Origin of the sequence: Zongyangia hominis (genome assembly GCF_014385095.1) — a bacterium.
GTDB lineage: Bacteria > Bacillota > Clostridia > Oscillospirales > Ruminococcaceae > Zongyangia > Zongyangia hominis.
In genome coordinates, this window is the sequence record NZ_JACRTC010000003.1 from 144,360 (window position 1) to 156,881 (window position 12,522).

13 protein-coding genes are annotated in these 12,522 nt (G+C 58.0%); 6 read left to right on the top strand and 7 right to left on the bottom strand.

Annotated features, from left to right (window positions below):
* Nucleotides 1–119: 119 nt before the first annotated feature.
* From lepA to gpr, 4 genes are all read right to left on the bottom strand, one after another.
* The gene (lepA, locus tag H8709_RS06035; RefSeq protein WP_262397475.1) at nt 120–1,928 is read right to left on the bottom strand and encodes a translation elongation factor 4; all 1,809 of its coding nucleotides are present in this window, start codon (nt 1,926–1,928) and stop codon (nt 120–122) included.
* A gap of 165 nt (nt 1,929–2,093) precedes the next feature.
* Nucleotides 2,094–2,429, bottom strand: coding sequence for a hypothetical protein (locus H8709_RS06040; protein ID WP_262397476.1), 336 nt, complete (start codon nt 2,427–2,429; stop codon nt 2,094–2,096).
* A 53-nt stretch (nt 2,430–2,482) separates the two neighbouring features.
* Nucleotides 2,483–3,637: a stage II sporulation protein P gene (gene spoIIP, locus H8709_RS06045; RefSeq protein ID WP_262397477.1), complete on the bottom strand. Its 1,155-nt coding sequence runs from the start codon at nt 3,635–3,637 to the stop codon at nt 2,483–2,485.
* Nucleotides 3,638–4,027: 390 nt separating this feature from the next.
* On the bottom strand, nt 4,028–4,900 hold the full coding sequence (gene gpr, locus H8709_RS06050) for a GPR endopeptidase (protein ID WP_262397478.1): 873 nt from the start codon (nt 4,898–4,900) through the stop codon (nt 4,028–4,030).
* Nucleotides 4,901–5,065: 165 nt separating this feature from the next.
* On the opposite strand from gpr, the gene rpsT reads away from it, so the two are divergent.
* Nucleotides 5,066–5,332, top strand: a complete 267-nt coding sequence (gene rpsT, locus H8709_RS06055) for a 30S ribosomal protein S20 (protein ID WP_262397479.1) — start codon at nt 5,066–5,068, stop codon at nt 5,330–5,332.
* A gap of 240 nt (nt 5,333–5,572) precedes the next feature.
* Nucleotides 5,573–5,719: a hypothetical protein gene (locus H8709_RS06060; RefSeq protein ID WP_262397480.1), complete on the top strand. Its 147-nt coding sequence runs from the start codon at nt 5,573–5,575 to the stop codon at nt 5,717–5,719.
* 260 nt (nt 5,720–5,979) lie between these two features.
* Here the strand turns inward: H8709_RS06060 and spoVAE are convergent, their stop codons facing one another.
* From spoVAE to spoVAC, 3 genes are read right to left on the bottom strand one after another with little or no spacing between them, the layout of a single operon-like run.
* Nucleotides 5,980–6,336: a stage V sporulation protein AE gene (gene spoVAE / locus H8709_RS06065; RefSeq protein WP_262397481.1), complete on the bottom strand. Its 357-nt coding sequence runs from the start codon at nt 6,334–6,336 to the stop codon at nt 5,980–5,982.
* A gap of 10 nt (nt 6,337–6,346) precedes the next feature.
* Entirely contained in the window at nt 6,347–7,360 is a 1,014-nt protein-coding gene (gene spoVAD / locus H8709_RS06070) for a stage V sporulation protein AD (RefSeq protein WP_262397482.1), read from the bottom strand.
* 18 nt (nt 7,361–7,378) lie between these two features.
* A complete protein-coding gene (gene spoVAC / locus H8709_RS06075) occupies nt 7,379–7,822 on the bottom strand; it encodes a stage V sporulation protein AC (protein ID WP_262397483.1) in 444 nt (147 codons plus the stop codon).
* A gap of 325 nt (nt 7,823–8,147) precedes the next feature.
* Here spoVAC and H8709_RS06080 point away from each other — a divergent pair, with 325 nt between their 5' ends.
* The 4 genes from H8709_RS06080 to H8709_RS06095 all read left to right on the top strand — a co-directional run bounded on the left by H8709_RS06080 (nt 8,148) and on the right by H8709_RS06095 (nt 12,426).
* Nucleotides 8,148–9,422, top strand: a complete 1,275-nt coding sequence (locus H8709_RS06080) for an adenylosuccinate synthase (RefSeq protein ID WP_262397484.1) — start codon at nt 8,148–8,150, stop codon at nt 9,420–9,422.
* A 933-nt stretch (nt 9,423–10,355) separates the two neighbouring features.
* On the top strand, nt 10,356–10,763 hold the full coding sequence (locus tag H8709_RS06085; protein ID WP_262397485.1) for a M23 family metallopeptidase: 408 nt from the start codon (nt 10,356–10,358) through the stop codon (nt 10,761–10,763).
* Nucleotides 10,764–10,949: 186 nt separating this feature from the next.
* Nucleotides 10,950–11,741, top strand: a complete 792-nt coding sequence (locus H8709_RS06090) for a 5-deoxy-glucuronate isomerase (protein ID WP_262397486.1) — start codon at nt 10,950–10,952, stop codon at nt 11,739–11,741.
* Nucleotides 11,742–11,769: 28 nt separating this feature from the next.
* Nucleotides 11,770–12,426: a GntR family transcriptional regulator gene (locus tag H8709_RS06095; protein WP_262397487.1), complete on the top strand. Its 657-nt coding sequence runs from the start codon at nt 11,770–11,772 to the stop codon at nt 12,424–12,426.
* The last annotated feature ends 96 nt before the right edge of the window (nt 12,427–12,522 follow it).

Here is a 12,522-nt window from a genome sequence, read left to right on the forward strand (position 1 = left end):
TACAAAGCGGAAAATCCGGCGCTTCAGCCAAACCGCCACGCGGGAGCGGCGGGGCCAATGCGCAGGCGGGGCAGCAATCGTATTTGAACCCTCGACGGTTCCCGCCGGGGCTTTTGTCCTTAGTCGTCCAGCTTGAGGACGGCCATAAAGGCCTCCTGGGGGACCTCCACGGTGCCCAGCTGGCGCATCCGCTTTTTGCCCTCTTTCTGTTTTTCCAACAGCTTCTTTTTCCGGGTGATGTCGCCGCCGTAGCACTTGGCCAGCACGTCCTTGCGCATGGCCTTGACCGTCTCCCGGGCGATGATCTTGCCGCCGATGGCCGCCTGGATGGGCACCTCGAAGAGCTGGCGGGGGATATTGTCCTTGAGCCGCTCGCAGATGCGGCGGGCCCGGGGATAGGCGTTGTCGGCGAAGACGATGAAGGAAAGGGCGTCCACGATCTCGCCGTTTAACAGGATGTCCAGCTTGACCAGCTTGGAGGAGACGTAGTTTTTAAGCTCATAGTCAAAGGAGGCGTAGCCCTTGGTGCGGGATTTGAGTGCGTCGAAGAAATCGTAGACGATTTCGGCCAGGGGAAGGTCGTAGTGGAGCTCCACCCGGTCGGTGTCCAGATACTTGGTGTCCTTATAGATGCCCCGGCGCTGCTGGCACAGCTCCATGATGTTGCCGATGTAGGCGGTGGGCGTCAGGATATTGGCGGCCACCATGGGTTCCTCAGCCTCCAGGATGGTGGCGGGGTCGGGGAAGTTGGTGGGGTTATCAATGGAGAGGGTCTCGCCCGAAGTGAGAGTCACCTTGTAGATGACGCTGGGGGCGGTGGTGATGATGTCCAGATTAAATTCCCGCTCGATGCGCTCCTGGATGATCTCCATGTGGAGTAGTCCCAGAAAGCCGCAGCGGAAGCCGAAGCCCAAGGCGACGGAGGTCTCCGGCTCAAAGGAGAGGGCGGCGTCGTTGAGCTGGAGCTTTTCCAGCGCCTCTCTGAGGTCGGGATATTTGGCCCCGTCGGCGGGATAGATGCCGCAGAAGACCATGGGGTTTACCTTGCGGTAGCCGGGCAGGGGCTCTTCCGCCGGATTTTCGGCGTCGGTGACGGTGTCGCCCACGGTGGTGTCCTGCACCGTCTTGATGCTGGCGGTGATGAAGCCCACCTGCCCGGAGGAGAGTTCCGCCATGGGGATGAGCTCGGTGGCGCCCATGGCGCCGGTCTCCACCACCGTAAATTCCGCGCCGGAGGCCATCATTCGGATGGTCATGCCGGGACGGACGACGCCCTCCATCACCCGGACATAGACGATGACGCCCTTGTAGCTGTCGTAGTAGGAATCGAAGATGAGCGCCTTGAGGGGCTTGCCGTCGTCACCACCGGGGGCGGGGATGTCGGTGACCACCCGCTCAAGGACCTCCTCGATGTTGACCCCGGACTTGGCGGAAATGCGGGGCGCGTCCATGGCCGGGATGCCGATGATGTCCTCGATCTCGTGGCAGACCCGCTCGGGGTCGGCGGCGGGTAGGTCGATCTTGTTGATGACGGGGACCACTTCCAGGTCGTGCTCGATGGCAAGATAGGTGTTGGCCAGGGTCTGGGCCTCGATGCCCTGGGAGGCGTCCACCACCAAAAGCGCCCCTTCGCAGGCGGCCAGGGACCGGGAGACCTCGTAGTTAAAGTCCACATGTCCCGGGGTGTCGATCAGGTTAAAGCAGTAGTGCTCCCCATTTTTGGCCAGGTAATCGAGCCGGACGGCCCGGGCCTTGATGGTGATGCCCCGTTCCCGCTCAATGTCCATGTTGTCGAGAATTTGTTCCTCCATGTCCCGCTCGGCCACTGTGCTGGTCTTTTCCAGCATCCGGTCGGCCAGGGTGGACTTGCCGTGGTCTATATGTGCAATGATGCAGAAGTTGCGAATGTGATCGCGGTCGTACTGCATGCTTCCTCACCTCTTCGTGGATGTCTGGGCTTCCCCGTCGGACAGCGGGGATGTCCCACCAAAATTATAGCTCATTATAGCACAAGAAAAGCGCCTTTCGCAATAAAGATGCGGGCGCTTCCATAAAAATAGGGACATTCTTTGTCTGCGGGGGACGAAAGACCCTCAGGAAAAGGGGAGAAAGGAGGTCCAGCCCTCCTGCTCGGCAAAGGCGTAGAGCTCGGGGAGGATGCGGTAGCGGATGGGGATAAGGGTGCGCAAAGGGGCGGCCCGCTCCCCGATGTCGGAGAGAAGGGAGGTGTCCACCGTGTACTCCCGGCCCATCCAGACCACGTCGGCCTGGTCCTCGGAGACGTTTTCCACGAGAAGAAGGGCATTTTCATCGCCGAACCCCCGGGAGCGGGAGTGAACGTCGGCGAAGAAAATGCCCAAGACACCGATGTAAAAGACAAAAGAAAGAGAAAAAGCGGCAAAAAAATACCGAAGCTGTTGTTTGTCCATGGGCTTGCACTTCCTTTCCAGGGCTTGCAGCGCCCTGGGATTGCTGGTTAAAATTAAGAAGACTGCTCCAGGATGAGCTGGGCCAGCGCCTTGCCGCACAGCTCCCCCGAATAAACGGCTTCCTCCAGGGAGTTGCCGTGGGCGCCGAACTCGAGCAGCAGGCTGCCGGGGGTCATATGCATGTTATAGCGCCGGTAGCAAAAGAAGATGGGGCGGGTCAGCCCCGGATAGCTTCCTTCCATCTCGCTTTGAAAGGCCGCGGCAAAGCGCAGGTTGTCGGACCAGTTTGGCATATCCATGGTGCCGTCGTCACAGCCCGAGATAATCATAATCTGGGCGGCTTTTTTGCCGTCAATCTCCGCCACCGGCGCGATGCGGGTGCCGTCGCTTTGCTCGATGGCGTCCCGGTGGACGTCGATGGTGATGCGGATGGAGGGATATTTGTCCAGATAGCTCTGGATGGTTTCGGCGCTGCGGTCATAGGCGCCGTTATAGGAGGGGTAGTCGTGCATGGTGGTGTCGTGGAGGACGCCGATCCCGGCGGCTTCCAGTTGTTTGACGATCTCGTCGCCCACCCGGATCATGTTTTTATCCTGCTCGGTGGAGCGGGAATTATACCTGTCGTCGTAGTATCCCCGGGTGATGGGTTCGTAGGCCTCGGTGGCGTGGGTGTGATAGATGAGGACCGTCGGTTCCTTGGGGGTGGAGAGGTCCAAGTCCCAGGCCTTTTTGAGCTGTGCCTGTACGTCGGCGTTGGAAAGCTTGGTGGAGTTTTTGACAAAGCCGCTCTGAAGCGGGATATAGAGCCCGCCCGCCTGGGCGGTGTAGGTCCGCTCCACGATGGGGCCCCGGTGCTCCTCGGGGACCTCCTCCACCTCGATGGGGGCGGACTCAGATTGGCTCTCGCTCTCGGAAGAGGGCTCGCTCTGGGACGGCGGTGCGGTGGTCACCGGCGGCGCCACATAAGGGTCGCTTTCCTCCTCGCCGGTGTCGATCTCGTCGTCGAACCGCTGGCGGATGAGGGAGAGCCCGCCGTCGGGCATGCCGAGTACCGCCGAAAGCACGGCGGCCTTTTGGGTGAACGCTTCGATATAGGGGGCGGAGACGGCCGCCACCTTAATACAAACAGCCAAAACGGCCGTCAATACACACAGGGATACCGCTCTTTTGCCCGTCTGGCCCAGACGGCGATTCCTTCTCTTTCGCATGAAGTGCATGACCTCCTCCCACAGCGCAGGAAAAACGCAGCTAACGCCATTATCATTCCTATGCGCGGGGAGCGGGGGGTATGCCCTCACGATGCATGGAAAATGCCGGCACTCGCTAACGCGGGAGAGCTTTCTTTATAGCGGCCTTTTCGCGGGCGTGGCACTAAGGTCCAGATCAGGCCCAAAGCGCGGCATCCTGTCCCGGCAGGGTCTGGGACTATCCTTGAGAGAACCCCTTTCGCGGGCGTGGCACAACGGTCCAGATCAGGCCCAAAGCGCGGCATCCTGTCCCGGCAGGGACTGGAACTATCCTTGACAGAGCCCCTTCCGCGGGCGTGTCACTACGGTGCAAATCGGGCCCAAAGCGCGATATCCCGTCCCGGCAGGGACCTAGACGGTCAGGTAGATGAGGTCCTCACGGCTGATTTCGGGCTGGAGGGCGCTATTGATGGCCAGGGCGATGACCTTGGCCGAGCGGGAGATGAGGGTGTCGATGTCCCGAGGGGTGACCATCATGGGGTTTTGGAAGGCTTCGTCCAACTGGGGCTTGGAGCCCGCCTGCTCCAGGACGCTGTAAGCGAGGGTGGAGGAGTCGACCACGGTGGGAACGCCCATGGAGATGACGGGCGCGCCTAAAGTGGCTTCGCTGAGCTCCTTGCGGCGGTTGAGGACGCCGGAGCCCGGGGAGATGCCGGTGTTGGAAATCTGGACGGTGCGGCCCAGGCGCTGAGGGCTCTGAGCCGCCAGGGCGTCGATGACGATGACCTGGGCGGGATGGACGCTGTCCACCAAGGCCCGGATGATTTCGGAGGTCTCCATGCCGGTCTGGCCCAGGACGCCCGGGGAGATGGCGGCGACGGGGGCCAGGGTGTCGAGCCCCGCGGCGGCCGCTGCCGCGCCCTGGATGTGGCGGGTGGCCAGAATCCCCTCAATGACCTGGGGCCCCAAGGCGTCGGGGGTGATGTTGTGGTTGCCAAGGCCCACCACCAGGGTCAGGCCTTTGCGCTTGATGAGCTTTTTGAGGGCCGCGCAAACGGCCTCCACCGCGTCGTCGGCCGCGGTGACACAGGCGGCGAAGTTGTCCACGGTGATGGTGATGTATTCCCCCACCGGCTTTTGCAGGCGTTTGGCGGCCTCTTGACCGGAGACGGTGATGGTGCTCACCTTGACGCTGCCTACCTGGGTGTCCTCGGATGTGATGCCGGAAATGTGGTCGGTAATAAACTCTCTGGCCTCTACGGCGAGGTCGGTGCGTTTGTTCATAATTTGCCCTCCTGAGAATCGTTTGGCGCTGGGAGGGTTTCCCAGGCAAAAAATTTGATTTTTTTGCGGAAAAACCGCAATTTTATCAGTGTAACCAGTTGATTTTTTGAGAAAATAATGCTAATATAATTTGTACTGTCTTCGGGATAAAAAGGAGGTGGAATGATGCCCAACATTAAATCTGCTAAGAAAAGAGTAAAAGTGAACTCTGTCAAGACCATGCAGAACAAAGCGATGAAAAGCAACCTCAGAACTGTGATCAAAAAGGCGGAGGCTGCCACAGCTAACGGCGCGGCCGACATGCAGGACAGCGTGAAGCTGGCGGTGAAAAAAATCGACCAGGCTTGCGCGAAAGGTCTTATGCATAAAAATTGTGCATCCAGAAAGAAATCTCATCTTGTCTGCAAGATGAATGCTGCGATGGCAAAATAAGCCTTTCCCGTATATTGTCACTTTGAAAAGCAGGTGTATTCTGTCCAGGACGGCATACAACCTGCTTTTTTCCCTTTTCCCGGCGCCTATTCCGGGGAAGGGAATTTTTGTTCTCAAAAAGTTCGCAGCCCTGTCAGAAATTTCGGTTGACAGCGGGTCATGCTTTGTTTATCATAGAACTTACAGAGCAAAATAACATCTATCAGACTCTTTTGCGTCTTTTGAACGGAGGTTGTATCGATGGTTCCCAGAGAAAAGCTGAAATTTTTGACGGTGGTTCTGAGCATTTTCTCCCTGGTGGGTTCGGTGGCTTATATCGCCTACCGGCTGGCCAACGAGCGGGCCTACCGCGAAAAGTGGAGAGATTATAACGACTGCGGCATTTAAATAGGGTAAGGAAAGGACGGCTGTGGCCGTCCTTTTTTGCTGCCCTATTTCCCCGAACCGGACCTGCCGGGCGGCGGGTTTGCTCCCATAGCGCGGGGGATGTGCTGGGACTTTGGAAGCACTTTGTGCGCGCCTTCCCGTCCCGGCAGGGACCGCGACATCCCACGGCGGCAGGTGGGCCGGTTAGCTCCACAGCAGCGCGGGTGTGGCACTAGCGCTTAAAAAACACCTCGAGCGCGTCTTCCCCCGCCGGCAGGCGGTTAGGATTTTTCTTTGGGTTTAAAGATGAGGGCGATGAGGAAGCCGAAGAAGATGGCGGCGGTAATACCGGCGGCCGCGGCGGTGATGCCGCCGGTGACCGCGCCGAGAAGGCCCTGCTCGGTGACGGCCTTGTGGACGCCCTTGGCCAGCAGATTGCCGAAGCCAGTAAGGGGGACGGTGGCGCCGGCGCCTGCAAAGTCCACCAGGGGCTGGTAGACGCCGATGGCGCCCAGGATAACGCCGGCCACCACGTAGGAAACGAGAATCCGGGCGGGAGTCAGCTTGGTTTTATCGATGAGAATCTGGGCCACGACGCAGAAAAGCCCGCCGATGACAAATGCTTTGATATAGTCCATGTCACTTACCTCACTTTGTATTGGAAATGTGCACCAGATGGGCGATGCCGGGAATGGATTGGCCCTGCTGGACGCTGGTGGGACTGAGCAGCGCGCCGGTGGCGATGAACAGTACGTTTTTGAGCTCACCGTCCCGGATGCGGGAGAGGATATAAGAACACAGCACCGAGGCAGAACAGCCGCAGCCGGAGCCGCCCGCGTGGACATCCTGCTTTTCCCGGTCGAAGATGAGCAGCCCGCAGTCGGAGTGGTTCTTGGCGATCTCGATGTTCTCCCGGCGCAAGAGATCATAGAGGATATCGGAGCCGATCTGTCCTAAGTCGCCGGTGAGAATCAAATCATAGTCGGAGGGCTGGGTCTGGGTGTCCTCCAAAAACTGCTTGATGGTACTGGCGGCGGCAGGCGCCATGGCGGCGCCCATATTGTTGGCGTCCTTAATGCCCAGGTCTTCGATGCGTCCGGCGGTGACGGCCCGAATATAGGGGGCGGCATCCGATTGTCCCACAATGGCCGCGCCCGCGCCGGTCACCGTCCATTGGGAGGAGGGGGGACGCAGTCCGCCGTATTCCAGCGGATAGCGATACTGTTTCTCCGCGCTGCAAAAGTGGGAGGAGGTCACGGCCGCCGCACGGGAGGCGCAGCCGGTTTCCACAAAGAGGGAGGCTAACATCAGGCTTTCGGCCATGGTGGAACAGGCCCCGTAAACGCCCAGGAAAGGGACTCCCAAATCCCGAAGGCCATAGGCGGAACCGGTACACTGGTTGAGCAGGTCCCCGGCGAAAACATAGTCCAGGTCTGTGCTGGAAAGCTGGGCCTTTTCCAGGGCCTTGCCGACCACCACCTGCTGCATCCGGCTTTCCGCCTTCTCCCAAGTGCTTTCTCCAAAGGTGCAGTCCTCGTTGACAATATCAAAACAGCGGGCTAACGGCCCCTCCGCTTCCTTTTTGGAGGCGACGGCGGCAAAGCCCACCACCGAGGGGCAGGAATTTAAAATGAGGGTGTATCTTCCGGTGCGGGTAGGCATGATGAGACAGCTCCTTTCTTAAACAATATGGAACAGGTAGAGGATGATGCCGTAGACCACCGAGACGGTGATGCCGTAGACCAGCACCGGGCCCGCGATGACGAACATTTTGGCGCCCAGTCCCAGCACATATCCTTCGCTTTTAAACTCCAGAGCGGGAGCCACAATGGAGTTGGAAAATCCGGTGATGGGCACCAGCGCGCCCGCGCCGCCTACCTTGGCAATGTTGTCAAAGACATTGAGCCCGGTGAGAAGGGCGGCGATGAAGATCAGGGAGATGGAAACAGCGGCTCCCGACTCGTCCACCGAGAGCCCCAAGGAACTGCTGATATTCATAATGGCTTGCCCCAGGGTGCAGATGAGACCGCCCACCAAAAAGGCCATGGCGCAGTTTTTCCAGGTCTTGGAGGAGGGGGAATACTTCTTATTTAACTGTTCATACTCGTTGGGTGTCAGCGACATAATTGATACCTCCATGTTTTTACCCGCCGCGTGGGAGAAAAGAAGATGCGGCGGTCCCATCCCTGCCCGGCCTTTGTTGCGGATGGGCGGGGATGCAGAGAAATTTTTTTCAAACTGCCTCTATTTTCCCACACAGAAGGAGGATTATGTAATTGATGGTGAGAAAACTCGCTCACTTTGTCTTTAGAATGAAGAAGTTTGTGAATTTTCCACCTTTTTTCTGATTTTTGATTGCGGGGAGAAAAACGATTTGTTATAATATAGCTTGTGTGTTTGGCAAAGAGCGAAACATGCTACTTTTATGAAATGAAATGAGGTTTTACCATTGCCAGCAAGTGTAGTTGTCGGCGTCCAATGGGGCGATGAAGGTAAAGGAAAAATCATTGACATTCTGGCCTCCCGCGCCGATGTTGTCGTGCGCTCCCAGGGCGGCAACAATGCCGGTCATACGGTGGAAAACAACGGCGAAGTTTATAAGCTCCATCTCATTCCCTCGGGGATTCTCTACCCCGACACCGAGTGCCTCATCGGCGCCGGCGTGGTCATCGACCCAAAGGTGGTGCTCGAGGAGATCGACGGACTCAAGACGCGCGGTATTACCTGTGATAATTTAAAGATCGACCCCAGGGCCCACATCATCATGCCCTGGCACATCAAACTGGACAGTTTGTCCGAAAAGCTTAGAGGCAAGGCGGAGATCGGCACCACCGGCCGGGGTATCGGCCCGTGCTACATGGACAAGGCCGAGCGCAGCGGTATCCGTTTCTACGATTTGGTCCATCCGGTGCTTCTCAAAGAGAAGGCTTCCCTGGTGGGCGAAATTAAAAATTTATATCTGACGAAAATTTACGAGACAGAACCCATGGATGTAAACGCCATCATCGATGAGTATATCGAATACGGCAGACGGCTGAGACCCTATCTGGCCGACGTATCCGTCCTGGCTTACGAGGCCTGCAAAGCGGGCAAAAACGTCCTATTTGAAGGCGCCCAAGGCACCCAGCTGGATTTGGACTTTGGTACTTATCCCTTTGTTACTTCCTCCCATCCGCTGTCCGCGGGTGTCTGCACCGGCACCGGCGTGGGCCCGACGGTCATCGACGAGGTTTACGGCGTGGCAAAAGCCTACACCACCCGGGTGGGCAAAGGCCCCTTCCCCACCGAGCTGCTTGATGAGATGGGGGACCTCATCCGCAACAAGGGCCACGAATTCGGCACCACCACCGGGCGGCCCCGCCGCTGCGGCTGGTTTGATAGCGTCATCATGCGCCACGCGGTGCGCGTCAACGGCCTGACCGGACTTGCCATCAATAAATTGGACACCCTCTCCGGCATCGGCACCCTGAAAGTCTGCACCGCCTACAAGCTGCCCGACGGTACGGTGATCCGGGACTTCCCGGCCACCCTGGAAGAGCTTGCTAACTGCGAGCCCGTCTACGAGGAACTGCCCGGCTTTGACGACGACGTCACCGGCTGCCAGTCCTTCGACGAGCTGCCCGAGGTCTGCAAGAGCTACATCGCCCGGCTCGAAGAGCTGTGCGAGTGCCCCGTGAAGATGGTGGGCGTGGGTCCGGCCAGAGCGCAGAACCTGGAAAGATAAAAATTAACCATAATAACAGCGGAACACTGGAGTGTTCCGCTGTTTTTTTATCGCTTGCGTCAAGGTGCGACACCCCGCACCGGCAAGTGCCGCGGCGCACGCGCACAAGGTCTGCCCGGAGACAAAGTGCGACACCCCGCACCGGCAAGTGCCGCGGCGCACGCGCACAAGGTCTGCCCGGAGACAAAGTGCGACACCCCGCACCGGCAGGTGCCGCGGCGCACGCGCACTAGATTTGCCCGGAGGCAAGGCGCGATACCCCGCACCGGCAGGTGCCGCAGCGCACGCGCACAAGATCTGCCCGGAGGCAAGGCGCGATACCCCGCACCGGCAGGTGCCCCGCCTGCGGCTGAGCATACCGCGCTTTGGGCTGGTGTGTAAATTGTGCCGTGCTCCCCGCGTCTGCCATTTTTTCTGTGCCGGAAAGCGAGCGGAATGCACTGAAAAATAAACTTTTCAAAAAATCCATGTTTAAAAGTCCGCCAAAGAATAAATACTAAGGTTGTAGCAAAACCGAATGGACTCAAAGCAATCAACATGGAGGTGTCATTTCCAATGGCAGAAATGCGTTTTTCAGGGAAAGATTCCAAGGTAAAGAAGTTTTTATCAGGCAAAGGCTTTTATATAGCGCTTGCCGTCTGTCTGGTGGGAGCAGGAGCGGCGTCCTGGGTCGCCATCGATTCCTCCCTTAAAGGGATGAACGAGGGGCAGAGCATCGCGGCGCCGCAGAGTAGTAGCAGTGAGGTGAATGAAGATTGGGGATTTCCAGACTTAGAAACGGGCGAGAGCCAGAGTGGAGTGGAAATATCATCACAGCCGTCCACACCGGAGTCAACCTCGTCATCCTCGCAGTCGCAGTCTCAGCAGTCCTCCGGGCAATCCGGAGCCTCAGAGCAACAGGTGCTATCGCAAAATCAGCAAAAACCGCAGTTTATGCTGCCTCTCTCTGGCGACGTTATTAATAAGTACAGCGCCGGGGAGCTGGTCAAAAACCAGACCCTGGGTGACTGGCGGACCCACGACGGCATCGATATGGCGGCGGCCTCCGGCACCCCCGTCAAAGCGGTGGCCGACGGCGTGGTGGAGACGGTTTCCGACGATCCCCTCTGGGGCAAGACCGTGACCATTTCCCACAGTGGAGGATATAGCAGCTGCTATTCCGGCCTTTCCGACGACGTCTCCCTCAAAGATGGGCAGACGGTGGAAATCGGCCAGTTGGTGGGCTATGTAGGCTCAAGTCCTTTGAGTGAAGTGGCGCTGGAATCCCATCTCCACTTCGGTCTCAAGCTGGACGGCCAGTGGGTCGACCCCCTCGTCACCATGGACAAGCTACAAGACTGATGTTTTTAGCGTTTGAGGCGCCCGGTTTTACCGGGCGCCTTTTTCATGCGTGCAAGAAAAGATGTATTCTAGATAGAAAAATTGTATACAATTTTATTGACAATTATACAAACGGGTGCTATGCTTTCAGACAAAGGGAGGCCGCAAGGCCTCATCATCTGATGAGTACAGAAAGAGGCGTACAGTATGAAAATTTCCCAGAAAGGGCCCTTCCAAAGGGGCTATACCGCCATTGTCAAAGAAGAAGTCAACAAGGACATGGGGATGGACTTCGGCGTCCTGTGCATGGCGCAGGGGGATACCGTGGACTATAACGAGCCCAAGGAGGTTGTCTATACCCTGACCTATGGCGTCGTGGAATTGAGCTTCGACGGCAAAACGGAGAAAGCGGACCGTCCGTCCTGCTTCCACAACGACCCCATCCTCCTCCATGTGCCGGAGAACACCCCGGTGAAAATCACCTGCCTTTCGGAGCAGGCGGAACTCTCCATCCAGCGCACCACCAACAAGAAGCGCTTCGCGCCCAAGCTCTACCGGAGCGCGGACTGTCTGTGCCCGTCGGAAGAGCGGGGCAAGGGCACCCTGGGAGAGGCGTCCACCCGGATTGTCCGCACATTCTTTGACCGCTCCACCTGCCCCGAGACCAACTTCTTCATCGGAGAAGTGGTCAACTTCCCCGGCAAGTGGTCCAGCTTCCCGCCCCACAGCCATGTAGAGCCGGAGATCTACTTCTATAAATTCCTTCCCGAAAATGGCTTTGGCTTCGGCGAGTTCGGAGACGAGGCCTACAAGATTAAAAACAACGATCTGACCGGCATGCCGGATGAAAAGACCCATTCCCAGTGTGTGGCGCCGGGCTATGCGGAGTACTACCTGTGGGTCATCCGCCTGCAGGACGACAAGGACATTGTCACCACCGTGGTGCCCGAATATGCATGGACCACCGAGCCCGGAGCCAAATACTTCCCGGAGATCTAACTATAATCCGAGAAAGGGAACGCCCCATATGAACGCCAAAAAACAAAGTCTCAGCGATACCGTCTATGAGCACATCCTGGAACTGATTCTCCACGGGGAGATCGCCTGCGGGGAGAAGATTCCCGAGGACCGCATCGCCGCACAGCTGGGAATCAGCCGGACCCCCATCCGGGAAGCGCTGCGAAAATTGGCGGCGGATGGGCTCATCGAAATCTACCCCAAGCGCTTTGCCCAGGTCATCTCCTTCGGGGAGGAGGATATGCGCCATCTGGGCGTGGTGCGCCTGAGCCAGGACATCCTTGCCGCCCAGCTAGCCATCTATCACGGCAGCAACGCCGAGTTTGACAAGCTTCGTCAACTGGGACAGGAGTGCCGGCGCTATCAGGAGCTGGATGATCTGTATATGCGGGCCAAACGGGACGCCCAGTTTCATCTCTATCTGTCCGAGATCGGTAAAAATCCCATTTTGCTCAGGTTCCAGCAGCAGCTCTACCTCAAGACCCGGCTGCTCATCGTCTCCCAGAAGGCGGCGGACCGGTGCGATCTAAGCCTTCATAACGACATCGTCGACGCCCTGACGGCCCGGGACGAACAAGCGGCGGTGGAAGTGATTGTCCGGCATTTGGGCAGCTTTTACGACGTGGGGGAAGGGTATCGCTATTCCCTCCAACTGCTACAAAAATGACTGCAAAAGTATTGGCTATTTTCCGTGTTTGAGATTCGAGCCTCGAATGCGAGGATGCGACTGTACATCAAAATGATGGCAAAGCAATAGCAAAGG